The organism is Dermacoccus sp. MPR-E5, assembly GCF_058809565.1.
The window spans coordinates 40,312-61,560 of the sequence record NZ_JBXASS010000010.1 but is presented as its reverse complement, the minus strand read 5'-3'; the positions used below and the strand labels follow the sequence as shown (position 1 = coordinate 61,560).

The following is a 21,249-nucleotide window of genomic DNA, read 5'->3' as shown; positions in this document are numbered from 1 at the left end:
CGCTCAGACCGCGCGCTTCTTCAGCTTGCGGCGTTCGCGCTCGGACAGCCCGCCCCAGATGCCGAATCGCTCGTCGTTCTCGAGGGCGTACTCGAGGCATTCGGAGCGCACCTCGCACCCGACGCAGACGCGCTTCGCCTCACGGGTCGAGCCGCCCTTCTCGGGGAAGAAGGCCTCGGGGTCCGTCTGCGCGCACAGGGCGCGCTCCTGCCACGACAGCTCTTCCGTGTCGTCCAGGGCGTCGTGCAGGCTGATCAACTGCATGAATTCCTGCATGTCCGTCCTTTCGTGGTCGGCGGTCGCGGCGGGTGGGCCGGGTTCTGCGGTACGTCCCGGTCATCGGCACGTCGGTCGTGTGGCTATCGTGATCCGTCGCTCGCAGCGGCCATATCACCGAGCGGTGACAACCCCCTGGTGACGCGACGATCGAGCCGATGATCCGCCGGTGGCGAGCCGTCGACAAGGTCGACGGTGACGCCCGGACGAAGGGCGTCGTGCGCAGCGGGCAGGTGGCAGCGAGAGCGAAGCGGTGGCGAGAACCAACGGTGTTATTACATCGGTGTCATTCGAGTGAGTCAAGCCGAACGGGTGACCCCGATCAGCCCTCGGCGGGGGTGGTCGAGGCCCTGCTGCGCCCCCGTGTCACACTGACACAATGCATGTGAGCGTCCTATCTAGTGGTCCCCTCTCCCGCCCGGCACTAGATGCGCTGTTCGGGCGAGAGTCCATCACCAACACGCCGTTGCTCGATGTGATCTACGTCACCAACACGTCGCATGACATCAGTCTCGCAGGTCTCAGGTTCTGCCCCAACCTCGACGCAGTGTGCCGAATTTCCGACGATGCGGTGCCGGGGACGCGCACGGCGGTCGTCTCTCTGCGGGACGCCGGTCTCATTCCGACCGGCGCGTGGGGCTGGCTCGACGATGAGGCCCTCGCCCAGGCCGTGGCCCGCACCTATCGCCACGCGCGGGGCACCGGCGCCGTCGCCGCAGCTCAGCAGCAGTGGACGCAGTGCCGCGGCCCGCAGAGCGAGACGGCTGCCGTCCTGCCGCTCACCGAAGAACCCATCGAACTGCACGTGCTAGAACCCGACGGCGACGGTGGGCAGGTCAGCCGTCACGCGCTGCGCTGGATCGAGGACACCGACCGCCGCGAGCCCGAGGGGTTCGTCGTCGCCGGCGTCGATCACGCCGACGCCGCGCCCGGCGTGCTCGACGCCGTGCGCAGCGCCGACGTCGTCGTCCTGCCGCCGATGTCGCCGATCCTCGACATGGCCGGATTCCTCGCGGTGCGCGGGATCCGCGACGCTCTGCGCGGCACGTCGGCGCGCGTCGTGGCGCTCAGCCCTATCGGCCTCGACGGGCACCGCCCCGCCGGCGTCGACGCCGCGAGCTGGCGACTCACCGGGGCGACTGCGTCATCAGCAACCCTCGCCCACCTGTACGCCGACTTCGTCGACGCCCTCGTCATCGACGACGCCGAGGCGCCGACGCGCTACCCGTCGTCACTCACCGTGACGCGAGCGCCCATGCGGGCCGCCCTCGCGGGTGACGTCGACGCCGCCGCCCGGCTGCGCGCCGTCGTCCTGGGTGACGCTGCCCTGTTGTCGTAGTCAGCTCCCCCGCGGCGTATGCGTTTCACCAGGTGCGCGTCGGCAGGTGCGACGGCAACGTCATGCGTGCGCCGTGGCGTGGGCGCGGCGGGCCGCCGGCGAGGATGAGGCGCTCGGCGCGAAACCGGTGCCCGCGGTATGGCTCCAGCAGGCGCGCCATGCCGGCGTCATCGGTGTCCTGGCCGATCAGCGCGTGCCCGATCTGCTTCGCGACGTGGTAATCCCTGAACGTCGGCGCATCGGCGTCACCCCAGGCCGTCTGCGCGACCTTGGCACTCGTCCACACTCCGAGCCCGGGCACGGATCGCAGTCGAGCGTGGGCCTCGGCGTGCGGCAGGTCGGCCGTCCGCTCGAGCGCGTCGGCGTGGTCGAGCGCGCGCATGATCGTGCGCGACTGCGGTGGCTCGACGCCGGCCTGCAACCACGCCCAGGACGGGATGCGTCGCCACCCCCGTGCGTCCGGCGCGGCGTGCATGCGGGCGACGGCATGCGCCTGCGGGCCGGCTGCGCGCACGACCTCCGCGGGCGTCGGGATGGGCGTGCCGTAGCGGCGTACGAGCACGCGAAACCCGCCGAACGCCTGCTTGCCGGTGACCTTCTGCTCCAGGATGCTCGGCACGAGCGAGGTGATGACGAGCCCCGTGCGCGGGGCGCGCCAGTGACGATGGTGCGGCTGGCGCAGTGCCGCCGTCACCCGATCGTGACGGGACACGAACCCGGACGGGTCGTCGTCACCGCCCAGGATGCGAGGCACCCGACCCTGGAACCACGCCGCACCCGGGCCGTAGGCCCGCAGCTCGACGCGGTCGGGACGCTCGGCGCGCGCGCTGCCATCGGGCATGGCGGCGGTTCGCGGCTCACAGCCCGCCATCCCACCGAGGCCCGGCCTATCCACTCGTGCGATTCCGGGCGTCGCTACGGGTGCACCGCCACGCACGGGCATCGAGCGCCACCACGTCAACGTCGGCCCGAGGGGCGTCGTCACGGCCCACCACAGCTGCCGTTCGCCGATGACCATGCTCGGGTCGCCCACGCCGCGGCGCAGGGCGCCGAGGATCTGCGCGAGCGGCACCGGCCGGCCGGGTTCCCACACCTCGAACAGGTCGGCCGACATGGCGCCGGGCACGCCCGCCCCGTCGGCCCCATGGACTGTGTCGCCCCCGCCGGCCCCCTCGGCTGCGTCAGCGACGCCCATCAGACCCTCGCCTCTCGAGACCGCGGGAGGCCGTAGCACTCACCGCGCGCTCCACCTCGTCGAGTGGTACCCGCTCACCGAGGAACGCCTCGAAGATCCCGGCCTGCTCGGGTGAGACGTCGGTGTCGAGGTGCGCCACGCTCGGCTCACTCACCCACACGACGGGCATGCCGACCATGGCCGACAGGTTGATGAGGGCCGTGCTCGGCCCGCCGAGCGCCAGGCTCGCGCGCACGACGTCCGGGTCGAGCTCGGCGGTACCCCGCGAGGGCATGACGTCGAACTCCGCGTACCGGGCGCGATCTTCGGCGGGGTGCGGACGCACGAGCGGTCGCAGCCCGGCCGCGGTCGCGGCGTCCGCGAGGCGTCGCACGTACGCGAGGTAGGCCTGCGGCGAGCACCAGCCGAGGTCGACGACCGGTTGGGTGAGGATGACGGCGCTCGCGTCGCTGCCGGGGCGCGCGTCGCCCAACTCGCGTCCGAACTCGGCGGCGACGGCCGGCGTCACCTCCCACGATGATCCGACCGAACGGAACGTCGGCCACCGCAGCGTCGTGCAGGCGCGCGCGAAGGCTGCGGTGACGAGCGTGCGCGCTGCGGCCTTCCCCGCCGGGGTGCCGTGACGTTGCAGCGCTGCGCGCCGCGAGGCCCGCGAGGCGTAGGAGCCGATGCCCTCGTCGGTGACGACGACCTCGATGCGCCGTGTCGGGTTGGCTCGTCGCAGCCGGGCGACGGCCTTGACCCCGGGCGTACCGACGGCGATGTAGAGGCAGCGGGCCGCGTCGTCGAATCGCCATCCGGGCATCCCGTCTTCGACGGTGACGCTCCCGCCCCGAGGCAGCAGCTCGCGCGCGTCGTCGACGGTGACGGCGGCGGAGGCGAGGAACGCGGGCGCGGCGACGAACGAGACGCGGATCGGCGTGACCCCGTCGACGAGGGTGCGCACGTAGGAGGCGATGTAGACGAGGTGACTGCGGTTCTTCACCCCGGTGATGGCGACGTGGATGCCCCGCGTGCCCTGCGCGTCGAGCGACGCTGGGCGGCCGCTCGAACGAGCGAGCCTGCAACGCAGCGAGGTTGCGGGCCCCATCACAGCACCGGGGGCCGGCCGAGACGGGTCAGGCGTGCGACGGTCGACCACGACATGACGCGCCGCTCCCCCGCGTCGGTCCGCACGCCCTCGACGAAACCGGCGAACCACGTCTTGAGTGCGTCCTTGTCCTTGACGCGCAGCACGGTGATGGCGGCCCAGTTGCCGAGGTAGAGGGGCACGAGCGGCGCCGGCAGGTTGCGCTTGGCGACCCACACCCGGTTGCGCGCGTTCATCCGGTAGTACACGGCGTGACGCGCGGGGCTCGTCGCGGGGTGCTGGACGGTGATGCTCGGCACGTACTGGATGACCCAGCCGGCGTCGATGAGCCGCCAGGCGAGGTCGATGCCCTCGTGGCCGTAGAAGAACGCCCCGGGCCAGCCGCCGACTTCCTCGAACGCGGTACGCCGGGACAGGTGGATGCCTTCGAGGAACCACGTCGCGGGCCCGGGCTTGCCGCCGCCTTCGACACGCAGGCGCGGAATCCATCGCCGCGGCGTCGGCTTGCCCGTCGGATCCTGCCCCAGCGGGCCGATGACGGCGTTCTTCGGGTCGCGTTCCATCTCTCGCACCATGTCGGCGAGGACGTGGTCGTTCGGCAGGGTCGCGTCGTCGTCATAGAAGAAGAGGTAGTCACCGAGCACCTTGGCTGCCCCGACGTTGCGCCCGCCCGGGATGCCGAGGTTCTCCGGCGAGTACAGGGGGCGCACGACGTCGGGGAACGGCCACGGGTTCTCGGCCGGATCCCACCCGTTGCCGAGCAGCACGACGTCGAGTTCGACGTCGCGCTGGGCGATGAGCGAGTCGAGGGCCGCCCGCAGATCGTCGGGGCGGTTGCCCATCGTCATGAGGACGACGCCGACCCTCGGCAGCGCCCTGCCCTCGGACGAGCCCGGTTCCGCACCCGGTTGTGTCATCGTCATGTCTTTCCTCCGTCGTGGGAAACCGTGGCGCTCACCGCACCTCGACTCTGCTGCCAGGGTAGAGTGCGCCGCCGACAACCCCGGAATCTCGGGGTTTTGCGCCGCTCAACGCCGCCGCGCGCGTCATGACGACGTCACCTCGAACCTCCGTGCGCCACGCCACCCGACCCACCGCGGCATCCTCCAGCACGTCGGCCGGCACGGCGAGCCCATGGCGCGAGAGCCACGTGATGATCGGGACGTCGGCGAGCTTGGCCAACGCTTCGGCGCGCGTCCAGGCCCCGGCGAACTCGACCGGGTCGTCCACCCCGAACCGCCGTACCAAGGACGCCCGCACCGGCGCGACGATCTCGGCGTCGATGACGAAACGCGCGCTCTCCCTCACCCGTTCGGGCACACGCCAGCCGAGGCCGGTCCCGTCGGCGAGGTAGCTACGCGCGGCGTCGGGAAACGTCGTCGCGTTGACGTCGGCGGCGCGCACGACGTCGCCGTCACGCACGGCGGCCTCGAGCACCACACATGCGGGTGAGGTGTTCGAGGCCGGTGGCCGCGTCGTGGGGTCGTTCAGATCGAGCCGCCGCCGTCGATCGTCAGCACCATGCCGTTGATGTTCGTGTCTTCGAACAGCAGCATGCGCAGCGTCGGCGTGATGTTCTCCGGCTCGACGAGACGGTTCGTCGGCGTCCGGCGGGTGATCGTCGACAGCTGCTCGGTGCCGAGCACGGAGCTCATCTCCGAGGCGAAGAAGCCGGGCGCGATCGAGTTGACGAGGAATCGCCCGTGCATCTCCCGCGCGAGCGAGCGCGTCGCGGCGTCGAGGCCACCCTTCGTCGCCGAGTACGCGACGAGACCGGCGTAACCGCGCTGCGCGCAGACGCTCGTCACGTTGACGATGCGGCCCTTGCCGACCTTCGCCATCGCGTGACGCATGAACGCGCGCGTGACGAGCAGCGTCGCCGTCAGGTTGGTCGAGATGATGTCCTCGATGCGCTCCGGCGTCGTGTGCAGGTGCAGCGAGTCCTGACCGATCGCCGCGTTGTTGACGAGTGCGTCGATCGGGCCGAGCACCTTCGCGGCGTCCTTGATGAACGACGTGACGGCCTTCGAATCCGTGATGTCGACCGAGCCGACGTACACGCGCTCCGGGTTGGCGTCCATGAGCTGCTGCAGTTCGGGCGTGACGGTGCGGGCGAACGCCGCGACCTTCGCGCCGTTCGCGAGCACCTCCTCGACGAATGCAAGGCCGAGGCCGCGCGAGCCTCCGGAGATGAGGACGCAGGAGGCTGCGGGGATGACGTTCAGCTCGTTCGTGGTCTCAGACATCGCTCTTCAGGCTCTCCTTGATCGGGATCTCACTCAGGTACTTGACGCGGCGCGGCACCGCGTATTCGGGCAGTCGCTCGGCGCACCACGCCTGCAGCGCAGCCTGGTCGGGCGCATCGGGGTCACCCTTGGCGAGGCCGTCGCGCAGGACGACGTCCGCTGCGACGACGTTGCCGACGAGCGGCGCCTTGCGCCCGCGCACGGCGGCCCAGGCGATGTCGGGGTGCTCGAGGAGCACCGCCCGCACGGCGCCCGCGGACGCCTTCGACCCGCCGACGTTGATCTCGTCGCTCGCGATGCGGCCGGTGATGACGACGCGTCCGTCGGCGATCTCGACATGGTCGCCGGTGTGGATGACGGCGTCCATGCCCTCGGCGGCCTTCGGTGAGGCGATGAGCAACTCACCGTCCTCGACACTCAGCCGGGGCCGCCCGGCGACCTCGCGCTCCAACCAGGCCTCGGGGAAGCCTGCGAGCCCGTCGTGGACGGCGATCGCCGCGCCGGCCTCGGAGCTCGCGTAGATCCACGAGATGCGTGCGTGGGGGAAAACTTCGCGCAGTCGGTCGAGGATGCCCTGGTCGACGGGTTCGCCGCCGAGCGTTATCTGTTCGAGCTTCAGCTGGGCGAGTACGTCACCGTTGCGCCACAGCGCCTGCCGCCAGAACGTCGGCGTGCCGGAGGCCGCCGTCACGCCGGCTGCGAGCGCCTGCTGAGGCCATTCGTCGAGCTGTGCCGGTTCGACGAAGACGACGTCCTGCCCGGGCATCGTGAGCGAGAGGGTGACGACCTGCCACCAGGCGTAGGCGCCCGGGGTGTAGGGGCACAGCCAGGTGCGCGGAGGCTGTTGGCCCCCGACGGTCGTCAACGACTCCAGGGTGTGTGCCACCTGCTTCGGACGCCCGGTCGAGCCGGACGTCAGCAACCAGATGCGGCCCGCCTCGGGCTCGCGCGGCGCCGTCGCGGCCTCGAGCGCGACGCCGTCGGCGCTGTCGCGCACGAGCGTCAGCCCCGCGTCACGCAGCTGCGCCGCCTGCTCGTCCCCGATGCGCGACGCGGTCGCGATGAGCGTCTCGCGGCCCGGGTCGAGCGCTGCGTTCCAGGCGGCCTGAGCCGCCGCGCGGTGCCCCGAGACCAGGCAGGCCGCGGCGGGCGGCAGCGTCAACGTGTCGGACGATGCGCCGTACGGCGCCTGCGCCAACTCGGCCCACGTGCCGTCGAATTCGCCGACGACGACGCGGTTGCCCGCGCCCGCAGGACGCGAGTCGAGCACCCCCGTCATTCGGCCTTCTGAAGCTCGTCGATGAAGTCGAGGACGTCTCCGACGGTCTCGATGGAGCGCAGGCCGGGCGCGTCGAAGTTGAGCTCGGTGTCGAGTTCGTCCTCGACCTGCAGTGCCAGTTCGGAGAAGTCGAGCGAGCGAAAGCCGATGGTGTCGAGGCGCGCGGCGTCGTCGGCGGGCAGTTCCTTGCCCTGGGCGGCGAGGACCTCGCCCATCATCGTGCGGACCTGATCGCGGCTGAGCGTGCTCATGACTTCACCTTTGCTCGATGCTGTGGCGGCCCGGCGCTCACTCTGCGCGCCGCTGGGGGCGCAGCATGCCTGCCGGGGCCTGTTTCCTTACGGGGTAGTCTAGACATTCCGGCTGTCTGCGCCATTTCGTGCGTTTCGGCACCCGGCCCAGCCGTATTCGAGGGAGATCGACGATGCTTCGTCCCGCCACCGACGCCGACCAGGAGAACGTGCGCACCTGGCGCAACCATGACGAGGTGCGAGCCGTGTCGCTGACGCAGCACGTCATCAGCGCTGACGAGCATGCCGCGTGGTGGGCGAACACGAAGGACAACCCGACGCGTCACGTGCTCATCTACGAACGCGGTGGCGTGCCGTCGGGCGTCGTCACCTTCTTCGACCTCGACGTCGACGCGAAGACGTCGTGGTGGGGTTACTACCTCGACAACGACGGCCTCACCGCGCGCGGTGAGCTGCTGCCGGCGTGGATCCAGATCCAGCGCGAGGCCGTCAAGTACGCCGACGCCGAACTCGGTCTGGACTCTCTCGACGCCGAGGTGCTCGAGATCAACGAGGGCGTGCGCCGGTTCAACAAGCGCAACGGCTTCACCGAGCTGGAGACGCAGAACCGAGAGATCGGCGGCGAGAACGTCGCCGTCATCCACGTGCGCCGCGAGCGCCCCCGCACCGACCGCCAGGAGCCGACATCATGACGCAGAACCCGAACCAGAACATCCGCATCGGTGACGTCGAGGTCGGCCCAGGCGCCGAGCCGTACATCATCGCGGAGATGTCGGGCAACCACAACGGCAGCCTCGAGACCGCGCTCGACATCGTCCGCATGGCCGCAGCACAGGGCGCGCACGCCATCAAGCTGCAGACGTACACGGCCGACACGATCACGATCGACGTGCGCACCGACGAGTTCAAGATCTCCGGCGGGCACGAGCTGTGGGGCGATCGCTACCTCTACGACCTCTACACGGAGGCGCACACGCCTTGGGAGTGGCACGAGCCGATCTTCGCGCTCGCGAAGGAGCTCGGCATCCACGCCTTCTCCTCCCCCTTCGACCCGACGGCCGTCGACTACCTCGAGAAGCTGGACGTGCCCGCATACAAGATCGCGAGCAGCGAAATCGTCGACCTGCCGCTCATCCGGTATGCGGCAAGCAAGGGCAAGCCGATCATCATCTCGACGGGGATGGCCTCGCTGGGTGAGATCAACGCGGCCGTCGAGGCGGCGCGCAGCACGGGCAACGAGCAGATCATCGTGCTCGCCTGCACCGCCAACTACCCGGCCGACCCGAGCGAGTCGAACCTGCGCGGCATCCCCGTCATGCGCGACGCCCTCGGCACGCTCATCGGCTACTCCGACCACACGATGGGCATCGGCGCGGCCGTCGCGTCCGTCGCGCTCGGCGCGGTTCTCGTCGAGAAGCACGTGACGCTGAACCGTGAGGACGGCGGCGTCGACTCGGCATTCTCCTCCGAACCGGAGGAGCTGAACCAGCTCGTCACGCAGACGAAGATCGCGTGGCAGTGCCTCGGCGAGCCGCGCATCGGCGCTCGCGCGCAGGAGAAGGAGGGCCTGCGCTTCCGCCGCAGCCTCTACGTCGTCGAGGACGTCAAGGCCGGTGACGTCGTGACGGCGCAGAACGTGCGCTCCATCCGCCCCGCGAACGGCCTGCCCACCGACACCTTCGACACGCTCGCGGGTCGCACCTTCACTCAGGACGCTCCCAAGGGCACCCCCATGTCCTGGGATCTCGTCTGAGCCCGACGCACCGCGGCACGCGCCGATTCACCCCGAGGTGATGGGTTCTCGGCCGGCGGGCTGCTGGGGCGTCGGGGTCAGGGGGATGCGCTCCTGCGACGGTCGGCTGACGGGTTCCGTCGTCGTGAGCGTTAACGTCTCCCCCGCGTGGACGAGGTCGACGTGCCCGTCGCGCCCATCGACGTCGTCCTCCAGCGTGTAGGTGACATGGTCGCGGGTGATCGCGACGTGCACCTGCCACCCGCGCCAGCGCACCGCGAACCGCAGCGAGCGGATGGCCTGCGGTAGCGCCGGGTCGAAGCTCAGCACACCGTCGTGGTCGCGCATGCCACCGAAACCGCACACGAGGGCGAGCCATCCGCCGGCGAGGGAGGCGACGTGCACACCGTCGCGCGTGTTGTGCTCGAGGTCGCGCAGATCCATGAGCGAGGCCTCGAGCAGGTAGGCGTAGGCGAGGTCGAGATGCCCCACCTCTGCCGCGACGACGGACTGTGTGCACGCCGACAGCGACGAGTCGCGCACGGTCAGGCGCTCGTCGTGGTCGAACGCGCGCGCCTTCTCCTCCTTCGAGAAGCTGTCCCCCATCCAGTGCAGTGCGAGGACGAGGTCGGCCTGCTTGATGACCTGCTTGCGGTACAGATCGAAGTACGTGTAGTTCATGAGCAGCGGGTAGGCGTCGGACTCGGCGCTGTCGGCAAAATCCCACACTTCTCGATCCGTCGACCCGGCGAACTGCTGGTGGACCCCGCGCTCAGCGTCGTGGTGCACCGCCATCCGCTCCGCCGCGTCACGCCAGCGTGCGAGGTCGTCGTCGACGACGCCGAGGGCTTCGGCCGCGTCCTCATGGCGTTCGGCGACGTCCGCCGCGTAGCGCAGGTTACGAGCCGCCGCCAGGTTCGTGTACGTGTTGTCGTGGACGATGGCGCTGTACTCGTCAGGCCCGGTCACTCCGCTGATGTGGAAGCACCCGTCGTCACCGTGATAGCCGAGCGACATCCACAGACGTGCCGTCTCGACGAGCAGCGGCAACGCGATCTCCCGTTCGAACGTCGTGTCCGCCGACCACCAGGCGTGACGCATCGCGGCGAGGGCGATGTCGGCGTTGATGTGCATCGCGGCCGTGCCCGCCGGCCAGTATCCCGAGCACTCCTGGCCGCGGATCGTGCGCCACGGGAACGCCGCGCCCTCGAGCTTGAGCGTCGTCGCACGCTCACGCGCCAGGTCGAGGCAGTCGCGGCGCCACATGAGCGCGTCACGGGCCGCCTCGGGCGCCGTCGCGCTGAGCACCGGCAGGACGAAGGCCTCGGTGTCCCAGAAAGAGTGACCGTCGTACCCGGGCCCCGTCAGGCCCTTCGCGGGTATCGCGCGCCCCTCGGCGCGGGCCCCGGCCTGCAGGACGTGCCACAGCCCGAACCGGACGGCCTGCTGTACCGCCGGGTCACCGTCGATCTCGACGTCGGCGCCGCGCCAGAACTCTTCCAGGTACGTGCGCTGCTCGTCGACGAGGGTCTCCCAGCCGGTGTGCAGGGCGGTCGAGAGCGAGCCGTCGACCTGATCGCGCAGTGACGCCCAACTGCGGCGCGACGACCAGCCGTAGGCGACGAACTTCGTCACGCCGAGACGCTGACCGGGCGCAAGGCTCGTGCCGATCGTCGTGCGCGACCAATCCGGTTCGGCGTACGTGTGCAGGCTGGCCTCTCCGTGCAGGACGTGGTCGCATGCGACCGCCATGCGCAGCCCGCTTGTGCGCGTGGCGTGCATGAGCAGTGAGCGGGCACCGTTGCTGCTGTGGCACTCGGGCACGAGCACGTCGTGCAGGGCCGCCGCGACGCGCGGATCTTTCGACGTCTGGGGCAGTTCCTCGTTCGCGACGAGCTCGCTCTGGATGACGATGCGCACGGGTGCGTCGACGGCTTCGACGGTGTAGTCGATCGCGAGGACGGCCCGCTGGGTGAAGCTCACGAGGCGGGTCGAGGTGACCTTGACGGTGCGGTTCGTGGGCGAGCGCCACACGACCTCACGGCGCAGCACGCCCGCGCGCAGGTCGAGGGTGCGCTCGTGGGAGATGATCGTGCCATACCGCAGGTCGAAGGGTTCGTCGTCGACGAGCAGACGGATGATCTTGCCGTCGGTGACGTTGACGATCGTCTGCCCCACCTCCGGGTAGCCGTAGCCGGCCTCCGCGTACGGCAACGGTCGTTCTTCGAAGAACGAGTTGAGGTAGGTGCCGGGCAACCCGGCCGGGTCTCCCTCCTCGAGGTTGCCGCGCACGCCGATGTGCCCGTTCGACAGCGCGAACAGGCTCTCGGACTCGGCGAGGTCGTCCTCGCGCAGGCCCATCTCGCGTACCTGCCACGGTTCGACGAGCAGGCGCGCCCCGCGCGTCATCGCGCGTCCTCGACAAGTTCGCCCAGGTCCGTGACGACGACGTCGGCGCCGTGGGCGAGCAGTGCGTCACCCTGGCCGACGCGGTCGACCCCGATGACGTACCCGAACGACCCGGCTCGGCCGGCCTCGACACCGGACAGGGCGTCCTCGAACACGGCGGCCTGATTCGGGCGGGCTCCTGCGAGCTTCGCGCCCGCGAGGAACGAATCGGGAGCCGGCTTGCCCGCGATGTGCTGCTCGGCGAGGGTCACGCCGTCGATGCGCCCCTCGATGAACTCGGCGAGCCCGGTGACGTCGAGCACGGTGGCGGTGTTGGCACTCGAACTGACGACGATGCGGTGCAGCCCCGCTTCTCGCGCCGCCTCGAGGTAGCGCCGCGAGCCGTCGTAGACCGTGACGCCGTCGCGGCGGATCGTCTCGATGACGGCCTCGTTCTTGAGGTTGCCGATGCCCCACACCGTCTGCGTGCCCGGAGCGTCGCAGCGGGAGCCGTCAGGAAGGGTGAGGCCACGCGAGGCGAGGAAGTCGCGCACCCCGGCCTCGCGGGGCTTGCCGTCGACGTGGTCGAGGTAGTCGCGCTCGGCATCGAACGGCGTCTGGTCGGGATGGTGTTCGGCGAGGTAGGCGTCGAAGGTCGTCTTCCAGGCGGCGCGGTGCACACTCGCGGTGTCGGTGAGCACCCCGTCGAGGTCGAAGAGACACGTGGTGATGGATTCGGGCATCCCGAGCATGGCGACATCTTCCCTGGTGACGAACGCTGGACCGCCCCAGTGTGTCGGCAAACGCGGGTGCCGGCCAGGGCTTCGCCCTCGCCGGCACCGGGGATTCATCGGATGTTCAGCGGGACAGGCCCTTCTTGACCGTCTTCTTAGCCGTTGTAACGATCCGCTTGCTCGCGACCTTCGGCAGGTCCTTGCCGTGCCGCTTGGCGTAGCGCACCGTCTTCTTGACGTTGGACTTCGCGACGAACGCGGCGTAGTCCTTCTCGTCCCACTTCCAGCGCGCCCAGACGCTCTTCAGCTCGTCCTGCTGACGCTTGACGACGGCGAGCAGTTCTTCGCGGGTCTGACCCTCGTCACGCACCGTCGTCACCCACTTCGCGAGGTCGTCGGGTCGCGGGGCGCCCGCCATTGCGCCGAGGGCGGCAAGACGCGTCATGCGGTTCATCGCGGTCGGCCAGGGGTGCTTGAGGCCGTGAACCTGCAGGGTCGACAGGTAGTCGCTCAGCGCGCGCCACACGACGTCCTCGAGCGGAGCCGGCGCGGCGGCCGGTTCGAGGAAGACGACGTCCTCGCCGTCGAGATAGACGTTGCGCAGCCGCGCGTCCGCGTGCGACGCGGGCACCTGCCCGTCCTCGGCCACGGCGAGCAGGGCCGCGTACCACTGCGTCAGCATCGCCCGCATCGAGGGCGTGTCGGAGTCCGCCGCCATCTCGATGAGCTCCATGAGCATCGTGCGGCCCGCCGGCGGCAGGCGACGTTCGGTGCCGTCCGCGTCGCGAAGGGCCTCGCCCGAGGCGTCCCAGACGCGCACCTTGCCGTTCTCGGTCGCGGTACGCACGGCGGGTTCGGACACGACGTCGAACGCGATGATCCAGCCCGCGGCGACCTCGTCCATGACGCCGGCGAGAGCGGCGGAGCGCACCGGCAGCGGCGAGGCGTAGCCCCGCAGCGCGTAGGCCGCCGCGGCGTCGCGAATCGCGGGCGTCGACGAGGTGACCTGAGTGAGAGCGTCGACCCGCACCCAGGACGGGTACAGACCCCAAGCGGCCGCAGGGCGCCCGGTCGAGTCGATCCAGCGCTGCAGCTGCGCGAGCGTGCGCGGGCGCGTCGCGTCCCAGGTGCGGAACGGCGTCCAGTCGCGGTCGAAGTTCGCGGCGTACGTGTCGATCTGCCCGGACGTGCGATGCAGGCCCCGCTCGTTCTCGAGCGCGATCATGACGCCGGCGCCGGGTGCTGCGAGGTTGAGCAGCGACGTCGCCATCTCGTGCCAGGTGCGCTCGGGTGCCTCGGCGGACAGGACGCGGGAGAAGTCGTCGAGCATGAGGATGGTGTCGTACGTCTCGCCGGCCGCGATGACCTGCGTGAAGTCCCCGGCGAAGATCTCAGCTTGTGGCAGACGCGTGGCGATGGTGCCCGCATCCTGCGCGGCCCGCACGACGACGCTCAGCGCGTCGGCCTCACCGGCGATGCGCTCGAGCAGGCCCAGTTCCATCGGCCCGACGACGAGCACGCGGCCGCGCGCCTGCGGCACGAGGTCGCCGACGAGGGGTCGCCACGACGGGCCGTCGACGTCGAGGTCGACCCAGTTCTGCATGACGCCCCGGCCGAGCAGGACGTTGTCGTGCTGCTTCAGTTCGACGATTCGAGCCATGGTTCATCCCATCCGAGGGTGTAGCGGAGTTCATCCGGGGACATGAGGTGGTCGGTGCCGAGCTCGGCCCGTGACGTCTCGAGGGCGTGCTCGATGTCGAGGTGCTCGCCGAACATCTCCGGGTAGAGGGCCTCGAGCAACCCCGCGCCGTTGAAGCCGGCCTTCACGCCGACGAATTCCATCGGGTCTCCGTACACGGCAGGCTCGCACCCGGCGGCGGCACCGTAGAAGACGGCCGTCGTCAGTCGATTGGAGATGACACGCTTGTGTTTCTTTTGCTCCTCGAGCTGACGGAAGAGGAAGAAGCGGTCGGTCCCCTTCCACTGGTTGCCGCGCCGGCCGTGGGTGATGACGCGAAAACCGGAGTCCTCGTAGTGCTTGCGGATCTCCGGGTCGTCGTACTCGACGTAGTAGAGACAGGCGGTGACGGGGCCGTCCTCGACGGCCTTGACCTGCTCGATGAGCTTGTCGTGGCTGCCCATGACCGACTCGTAGTCGTTGGTGCCGTGGAAGGGATAGAAGATGGTGCCCTCGCGCTCGGGCGCCGGCTCGTCCTTCTTCAAATCCATGAGGTAGAGGTACGGCGCACCGATGACGGCAAAGTCGCGCCAGCCGATGACCTGACCGCGGCGTCGGTTGCGGTCGTTCCACACCAGCTTGGTGAAACTGTGGTCGTTGACGTGGCCGTACCCGAGGCCGTGCGCGAAGTTCCAGCCATGCTGGATCACCCCGCGGATGGGGGGCGGGGACGCAGGATCGAGGCCGCAGTACTCGGCCAGGATGTGCGCGTGCCCATACCAGTGATTGGTGTGATCCACGCGAGGACCTCCCGCACCTAGGGGTAACGAACGTCCGAAGGATACCAGCCGGCAGGTGCCGGCCCGGCGCCGTCACACCCGGCCCCAGAATCCGGGCGGAACGCTCGACTAGACTCTGGATCCAGTACGTCTCGCATCGATCCGAGGAGGTCGGATGGGTCCGCTGGTCAGCGCGATCGTCCCGTTCTACAACGTCGAGGAGTTCCTCGACGGCTGCCTTGCCAGCATCACAGCCCAGACCTATCCGAACTTCGAGTGCATCCTCGTCGACGACGGCTCCCCCGACGGCTCACGCGCCGTCGCCGAGCGCTGGGCGAGCCGGGACGAGCGTCTCCGCATCGTCACCCAGGAGAACCAGGGGCTCGGCGCAGCGCGAAACACGGGGACGGCGCACTCGCACGGCGACTACCTCATCTTCCTCGACAGTGACGACCTGCTGGCGCCGCGAGCGTTCGAACAGTTCGTCACCTCCTTGGAGGCATCCGGCTCGGACTTCGCGGCGGCCCACGTGTGGCGTCTGCCCCTGACGCGCCCGGTCGAGCCCTCCTGGGCCCACAGCGAGCCCTTCGCGCAGCGACGCATGCGCACCTCGATCCGCGAGGTGCCGCTGCTCATGCGTGACCGCATGGCGTGGAACAAGATGTGGCGCCGCTCGTTCTGGGAGGAGGGCGGCTACGCCTGGCCCGAGATGAAGTTCGAGGACTTCCCGGTCTCCATGCGCGCCCACCTCGAGGCGACGGCCGTCGACACGCTGAGCGACCCCGTGTACGTGTGGCGCGAACGCCCCGTCGGCCAGTCGATCTCCGGTCAGGGCAAGGCCCTCGACAACGTCCAGGACCGAGTGCGCGCCGCGATCATGGTGCTCGACACCGTCGACGCCTCCGGCTCGCCCGAGCTGCGCGAACTCGTCCACTCCCACCTCGTCGACGTCGACCTGCGCGAGGTCATGGGTTCGATGACGAGCGGTCACGCCGACGACCAGCCCACCATCGAAGCCCTCGCGCACGAGCTCGCCCAGCGCATCGACCCGGCACGCATCGTCCTGGCCGCACCCGACCTGCAGAAGGCCTACCGCGCGGCTCGCGAGAACGACATCGAACTGCTTCGTTCTCTCGCGACGGCGCGCCAGGCGTCGTCGCCGCAGCGTTCCACGCTGGATCGCGCCAGGCGCGCCCCCAAGGCGCTCGTCAGGCGCGCGACCACGATGGCCGAGCAGGTGAGCTCCCCCCGCCCGCGCACCGCCACGCTGGTCGAGGCCGACTTTGGCGACGAACTCATCACCCACCGCATCCGCATCAAGCTCGACGAGCGCCTCAAGCGTCGCGCGACGGTCACCGCGAAGATCGGTGAGAAGGAGATGAAGGTCATCACGGCAATCACCTCCGAGGGCCTCATCTGCGACCTCGAGATCGAGCCCCTCACCGTGGCGCGGCACGGCGGGTTCAATCCGGTCACGCTCGCGGTCGAGGCGGGCCCGGTGCACTTCGAGGGTCACGTCGTCGCCCCGAGCGACCTGCTGGGGGGCTTCCACCGCGCGGGCTACCGTCTGCAGGGCCTCAACCGCGGTGGGCGCTACGGCATCGAACGCAAGCGCGACGCCGATCTCGTCACCGACCTCGTCCTCGACGGCGAGACCCTCCACGTCCACGTGAACCGCCAGCAGGGCGAGCTCGTCGTCGAACAGCCGTGGCCGACGACGCAGCGCACCTACCCGATCATCGACGGCGTGGCGAACGTGCCGCTCGCGGAACTCGTCGCGGCCGATCCTGCGGACAACCCGGTGACGAACGTCGCCTCCCGCCGCCTCAGCGTCACCGACGGCGTCACGACGATGCCGCTGCTGCTCGCGTGCGACGGGGTGCGCGCGCCGATCGCAGGTCGTGACGTCGAGGTGCGTCGCGCCGACGACGCGAGCGCCTTCCTCGTCCACCGCCCGGCCTGAGTGCTCGAACCGAAACCGGAGATCATCTTGGACACCTTCACCACCCCCCTGCTCTCGGTGGTCGTCCCGTTCTACAACGTCGAGGCGTACATCGGTTACTGCCTCGAGTCCATTCGCACCCAGCTGCTCGACGACATCGAGGTCGTCATGGTCGACGACGGCAGCAAGGACGGCTCGATCGAGGTGGCTCAGCGCTACGTCGACATGGATCCGCGCTTCCGTCTCGTGCGTCAGGAGAACCAGGGCCTCGGCCCGGCACGCAACACGGGAACCGCTCACGCGCAGGGCAAATACCTGACGTTCGTTGACAGCGACGACCTCGTCGCGCCGCGCGCCTACACCCTCATGGTCGATTCCCTCGAGGAGACCGGGTCGTCGTTTGCCGCAGGCAACGCCTACCGCTTCTCCTCGGCTAAGGGCGTCTACCAGTCGTGGACGCACCGTCAGCCGTTCGGCAAGACGAAGATCGCCACGACGATCGACGAGACGCCCGTGCTCATGCGCGACCGCATGATCTGGAACAAGGTCTACCGTCGCTCGTTCTGGGACGCGGGTGGCTACGAGTTCCCGGCCATCCGGTACGAGGACTACATGGTGACGCTGCGCGCCTATCTCGAGGCCCCCGCCGTCGATGTCTTCAGCGACCACGTTTACTTCTGGCGGGACCGCGAATCCGGTGACTCGATCACCCAGCAGGCCGCCCGCGCCGACAACGCGCTCGACCGTTTCCTCTCGGCCATGATGGTGCTCGACGTCCTCGACGACCACGACGCCTCGAAGGAGGTGCGCGAACGCGTCCACGCGTACTTCATCCACATCGACCTCGTCGCACTGTCCGAGTCGATGGTCAGCGTGCCCGCCGAGGATCGCCCCGACCTGGAGAAGATGGCGCTCGAGCTGGCGCACCGCCTGCAGCCGGGCATCGGGTACGAGACGACGCGCCTCGCCCGCCTGGTCCACGAGAGCCTGCTCGCCGGGGATCTGCCGATGGTGGCCAACCTCGCGACGTGGCGCTTGTCGGGCGACACGAAGACGTTCGGCAAGAAACTCGCGCGTCATCCCCGCCCGCAGGTGATCCCGACCGCCCTCGGCGCCGTCGTCAGCCGGCGTAAGCCGCAGAGTCCGTTCAAGGCCCGCAAGCTGAAGACGTCCGCGACGTCCGCGACCTGGGACGAGCAGGTGCTCACCGTCACGGCGTCGACGACGCTGCGCCCGCAGTTCGCGCACCGCGCGGACGTCATCGCGCAGTTGAAGTGGGGCCTCGACATCGTCGCCGATGTTCCCGTCGCCGTCACGAAGACGACGAAGGGCCTCGACCTCACATTCACCATCGACTCGCGCGTCCTGCGTCAGCTCGGCGACGAGTGGAAGATGGCGATCCTGTGGGTCGAGCTGCGTCTCACGGGGCTGCTGTGGCGCGGCCAGGTGCGCTTCTCGACCGACGCGTGCCCCGGCATCCGTCAGATCAGTGACGGCACGTGGGTGCAACCGCGCGGTATTGGCTGGTGGTTCGGGCTGCAGCGCCTCACGCATCCCACCGTCATCGAGCGCGTCGAACTGGACGGTGGCGTCGCGCGCGTCATCCCGGCCGTCGGCAACCTGGAGCGCCCGCTCGAGGTGCGCCGACCGGCGCCGAGCCCGCTCATCGAGTTCCGGCTGGCCGACGGCGACGCCGAGATTCCCGTCGCCGCACTGCTCGACGGCGACCCGGCCGACAACCTCGTCACCGGTGTGGCCGAACGCACCGTGGTCCAGGTGCTCGAGCGCCGCATGGAGCCCCTCTGGCGCTTCAACGAGGTCAACGAGAACAAGACCGACCTCAGCGAGTTCAAGCGGTACTACGACGAGTACACCTACCTGGCCGGTGACCCCGTCACGACCGTCGTGGGCGATCGTCGCCTCACGATCGGACGCGGGTGGTACGGCATGCTCGTCGTGCGTCAGGAGCCGGTGGGCGAACACGTCGAGGGGCTGACGCCGATGGAGGAAGCAGAGGGCACGGGCGAGGACGCCGAGATGGCCGAAGCGTTGTAGGCCTCCCGTCGCCGCGGCATGACGAAGGGCCCACCGAACGCTGGTTCGGTAGGCCCTTCGCCCGTTCGTGCTCCGCTCGAAAAGCGGTGAGCTCACGCCCCGCAGAACGTCCGAATGATCTCGATGACCCGATCGACGTCCGAGTTGGCGAGGTCGGGAAACATCGGCAGACTGATCTCCTGCTCGTAGTAGGCCTCGGCCCTCGGGCACATGCCGCGCTTGTAGCCGAGATCGGCGAAGTACGGCTGCCAGTAGACCGGGATGTAGTTGACCTGCACACCGATGCCCTGCGCACGCAGATGGTCGAACAGCTCGCGGCGTCGGCCGTCGGTGATGCGCAGCGGATAGAGGTGCCAGACAGGTTCTGCGCCCGCGCGGTGGCCGGGCAACGTCAGCTGCTCGATGCCCGCGAGGCCCTCGTTGTAGCGGTCCGTCAGCTCCTGACGGCGCGTCTTGAACTGCTCCAGTCGCGTCAGCTGGCTCGAGCCGAGCGCGGCCTGCAGGTCGTTGAGCCGGTAGTTGAGGCCCAGTTCGGGCATCTCGTACCACCACGCGCCCTCGTCGGGATGACGCAGCTGGTCGGCCTCGCGCACCATGCCGATGCCCTTGAACCGGCGCGCGCGCTCGAGGACGTCGGCGTCCTTCGCGACGACGGCGCCGCCCTCACCCGTCGTGAGGTTCTTCGTCGGGAAGAAGGAGAACGTCGTGATGTCCGCGAGGGAACCGACCGGCACACCGTTCAGGGAGCCGCCGACGGAGTGCGCCGCGTCCTCGAGCAGGTACGCGCCCGCATCCTTCGCGACCTTCGACAGCGCGGGGGCGTCGATGGGGTGGCCGCCGTAGTCGACGCCCGCGATCACCTTCGTCGAGGCGGTGACCTCGGCGGCGGCGGCCTCGGGGTCGAGGTTGCCCGTGTCCTCGCTGATGTCGGCGAAGACGATCTTGGCGCCCAGCAGCGCCGCCGTCGTCGCCGTTGCGAGGAACGTCAGCGGGGTCGTGATGACCTCATCGCCCGGGCCGACCTCGGCCGCGGCGTACGCGACGTGCAGCGCAGCCGTGCCGGAGGTGACGGAGACCGCCGGTTCTGCGAGGCCGGCCAGTTCGCCGATCTGCTTCTCGAACGTCTCGACGTACGGGCCGGTGGTCAGCCAGTCACCCGACAGCACCTCCTGCACGACGGCGATGTCGGCGTCGTTGATGGACTGACGGCCGTAGGGCAGCATCCGCGCGCCCTCAGATGCCCGAGGCGAGCATCTGCTGCAGCTGCTCGATCGTGTACCACTGGTCGTTGTCGCCCGAGGAGTAGTGGAAGCCGTCCTCGACGGGCTTGCCGTCCTTCGGCGGCTCGTAGCCCCACGTCGCGAAGTCGGGCTGCAGGACGAAGTACTTGCCGTCCTTGACGATCACCGCGCGGCGGCCCTCCTCCGGGGAGATCATCTCCTCGTGCAGCTTCTCGCCGGGGCGCAGGCCGACGTCGTGCATCTGCGCGCCGGGCGCGATGGCCTGCGCGAGGTCGGTGACCTTCATCGACGGGATGCGCGGCACGAGCAGCTCGCCGCCCTGCATGAGGTCGAACGTGTCGAGCACCATCTGCACGGCGTCGTCGAGGGTGATGAAGAAGCGGGTGCAGCGCAGATCGGTGATCGGCAGCGACTCGCCGGCCTCGTGCATCGCCTTGAACTTCGGGATGATCGAACCACGCGAGCCCATGACGTTGCCGTAGCGCACGACGGCGAAGCGCGTCGGGTAGGCGGCGGCGTAGTGGTTGCCGAGGATGAACAGCTTGTCGGCCGTCAGCTTCGTCGCGCCGTAGAGGTTGATCGGGCTCGAGGCCTTGTCGGTCGACAGTGCGACGACCTTCTTGACGCCCGCGTCGATGCACGCCTCGATGACGTTCTGCGAACCGATGACGTTCGTCTTGACGAACTCGTACGGGTTGTACTCGGCCGTGTCGACCTGCTTGAGCGCCGCGGCGTGCACGACGTAGTCGACGCCGTGCATGGCGCGCTTGAGGCGGTCGAGGTCACGGATGTCACCGATGAACCAGCGCAGGCGCGGGTCGTCCTTGAACAGCGCGCGGCACTCCCACTGCTTCAACTCGTCACGCGAGTAGATGACGACGCGCTTGGGGTTGTGCTCGGCGAGCAGCTTCGTGATGAAGGCCTTGCCGAAGGAACCGGTACCACCGGTGACCAGGATGGACGAACCGTCAAGAATGCTCACGCGGGCTCCCAAATCATGTCGTACGTCGGTGACGCCGGAGCA

19 protein-coding genes are annotated in these 21,249 nt (G+C 69.4%); 5 read left to right on the top strand and 14 right to left on the bottom strand.

Translation table 11 applies throughout. The annotated features are described in order from the left end of the window. Positions 1-3: 3 nt before the first annotated feature. On the bottom strand, positions 4-264 hold the full coding sequence (locus AC1RS9_RS09270; protein WP_167539850.1) for a WhiB family transcriptional regulator: 261 nt from the start codon (positions 262-264) through the stop codon (positions 4-6). Between the two features lie 391 nt (positions 265-655). Between AC1RS9_RS09270 and AC1RS9_RS09265 the strand changes: the two genes are divergently transcribed. Further along, positions 656-1,615, top strand: a complete 960-nt coding sequence (locus AC1RS9_RS09265) for a 2-phospho-L-lactate transferase CofD family protein (RefSeq protein WP_239303638.1) — start codon at positions 656-658, stop codon at positions 1,613-1,615. Positions 1,616-1,640: 25 nt separating this feature from the next. On the opposite strand, the gene AC1RS9_RS09260 is transcribed toward AC1RS9_RS09265, so the two are convergent. The 7 genes from AC1RS9_RS09260 to AC1RS9_RS09230 all read right to left on the bottom strand — a co-directional run bounded on the left by AC1RS9_RS09260 (position 1,641) and on the right by AC1RS9_RS09230 (position 7,676). Then, positions 1,641-2,810, bottom strand: coding sequence for a DNA-3-methyladenine glycosylase family protein (locus AC1RS9_RS09260; protein WP_354945658.1), 1,170 nt, complete (start codon positions 2,808-2,810; stop codon positions 1,641-1,643). After that, on the bottom strand, positions 2,797-3,900 hold the full coding sequence (locus AC1RS9_RS09255; protein ID WP_354945656.1) for a hypothetical protein: 1,104 nt from the start codon (positions 3,898-3,900) through the stop codon (positions 2,797-2,799). The genes AC1RS9_RS09260 and AC1RS9_RS09255 overlap by 14 nt, the downstream gene beginning before the upstream one ends. Next, the gene (locus AC1RS9_RS09250; protein WP_354945654.1) at positions 3,900-4,823 is read right to left on the bottom strand and encodes a glycosyltransferase family 2 protein; all 924 of its coding nucleotides are present in this window, start codon (positions 4,821-4,823) and stop codon (positions 3,900-3,902) included. The genes AC1RS9_RS09255 and AC1RS9_RS09250 overlap by 1 nt, the downstream gene beginning before the upstream one ends. 31 nt (positions 4,824-4,854) lie before the next feature. Continuing rightward, complete coding sequence (locus AC1RS9_RS09245) at positions 4,855-5,304, bottom strand: hypothetical protein (RefSeq protein WP_156444990.1); 450 nt, start codon at positions 5,302-5,304, stop codon at positions 4,855-4,857. An 83-nt stretch (positions 5,305-5,387) separates the two neighbouring features. After that, positions 5,388-6,146, bottom strand: a complete 759-nt coding sequence (locus tag AC1RS9_RS09240; RefSeq protein ID WP_241724803.1) for an SDR family NAD(P)-dependent oxidoreductase — start codon at positions 6,144-6,146, stop codon at positions 5,388-5,390. Continuing rightward, on the bottom strand, positions 6,139-7,425 hold the full coding sequence (locus tag AC1RS9_RS09235; RefSeq protein ID WP_241724804.1) for an AMP-binding protein: 1,287 nt from the start codon (positions 7,423-7,425) through the stop codon (positions 6,139-6,141). Before AC1RS9_RS09235 ends, AC1RS9_RS09240 begins: the two co-directional genes overlap by 8 nt. Continuing rightward, positions 7,422-7,676, bottom strand: coding sequence for a phosphopantetheine-binding protein (locus AC1RS9_RS09230; protein WP_062258256.1), 255 nt, complete (start codon positions 7,674-7,676; stop codon positions 7,422-7,424). Before AC1RS9_RS09230 ends, AC1RS9_RS09235 begins: the two co-directional genes overlap by 4 nt. A gap of 173 nt (positions 7,677-7,849) precedes the next feature. Between AC1RS9_RS09230 and AC1RS9_RS09225 the strand changes: the two genes are divergently transcribed. Further along, complete coding sequence (locus AC1RS9_RS09225; protein ID WP_492921238.1) at positions 7,850-8,368, top strand: GNAT family N-acetyltransferase; 519 nt, start codon at positions 7,850-7,852, stop codon at positions 8,366-8,368. Further along, entirely contained in the window at positions 8,365-9,429 is a 1,065-nt protein-coding gene (gene pseI / locus AC1RS9_RS09220; RefSeq protein ID WP_131941336.1) for a pseudaminic acid synthase, read from the top strand. The genes AC1RS9_RS09225 and pseI overlap by 4 nt, the downstream gene beginning before the upstream one ends. 27 nt (positions 9,430-9,456) lie before the next feature. On the opposite strand, the gene AC1RS9_RS09215 is transcribed toward pseI, so the two are convergent. The 4 genes from AC1RS9_RS09215 to AC1RS9_RS09200 all read right to left on the bottom strand — a co-directional run bounded on the left by AC1RS9_RS09215 (position 9,457) and on the right by AC1RS9_RS09200 (position 15,008). Further along, positions 9,457-11,817, bottom strand: a complete 2,361-nt coding sequence (locus AC1RS9_RS09215) for a glycoside hydrolase family 65 protein (RefSeq protein ID WP_492921236.1) — start codon at positions 11,815-11,817, stop codon at positions 9,457-9,459. Continuing rightward, complete coding sequence (locus tag AC1RS9_RS09210) at positions 11,814-12,548, bottom strand: beta-phosphoglucomutase family hydrolase (RefSeq protein WP_115297246.1); 735 nt, start codon at positions 12,546-12,548, stop codon at positions 11,814-11,816. Before AC1RS9_RS09210 ends, AC1RS9_RS09215 begins: the two co-directional genes overlap by 4 nt. Before the next feature lie 106 nt (positions 12,549-12,654). Then, positions 12,655-14,190, bottom strand: a complete 1,536-nt coding sequence (locus AC1RS9_RS09205) for a hypothetical protein (RefSeq protein WP_492921234.1) — start codon at positions 14,188-14,190, stop codon at positions 12,655-12,657. Further along, a complete protein-coding gene (locus AC1RS9_RS09200) occupies positions 14,169-15,008 on the bottom strand; it encodes a hypothetical protein (RefSeq protein WP_062258244.1) in 840 nt (279 codons plus the stop codon). The genes AC1RS9_RS09205 and AC1RS9_RS09200 overlap by 22 nt, the downstream gene beginning before the upstream one ends. A gap of 154 nt (positions 15,009-15,162) precedes the next feature. On the opposite strand from AC1RS9_RS09200, the gene AC1RS9_RS09195 reads away from it, so the two are divergent. After that, on the top strand, positions 15,163-16,950 hold the full coding sequence (locus AC1RS9_RS09195; protein WP_062258241.1) for a glycosyltransferase family 2 protein: 1,788 nt from the start codon (positions 15,163-15,165) through the stop codon (positions 16,948-16,950). Between the two features lie 27 nt (positions 16,951-16,977). Continuing rightward, positions 16,978-18,984, top strand: a complete 2,007-nt coding sequence (locus AC1RS9_RS09190) for a glycosyltransferase family 2 protein (protein WP_492921232.1) — start codon at positions 16,978-16,980, stop codon at positions 18,982-18,984. Positions 18,985-19,076: 92 nt separating this feature from the next. Here the strand turns inward: AC1RS9_RS09190 and AC1RS9_RS09185 are convergent, their stop codons facing one another. Continuing rightward, positions 19,077-20,207 (bottom strand): DegT/DnrJ/EryC1/StrS family aminotransferase, encoded by a 1,131-nt coding sequence (locus AC1RS9_RS09185; protein ID WP_492921230.1) that lies wholly within the window; start codon positions 20,205-20,207, stop codon positions 19,077-19,079. Positions 20,208-20,217: 10 nt separating this feature from the next. Beyond that, complete coding sequence (pseB, locus tag AC1RS9_RS09180) at positions 20,218-21,207, bottom strand: UDP-N-acetylglucosamine 4,6-dehydratase (inverting) (RefSeq protein ID WP_062258232.1); 990 nt, start codon at positions 21,205-21,207, stop codon at positions 20,218-20,220. Between the last annotated feature and the right edge of the window lie 42 nt (positions 21,208-21,249).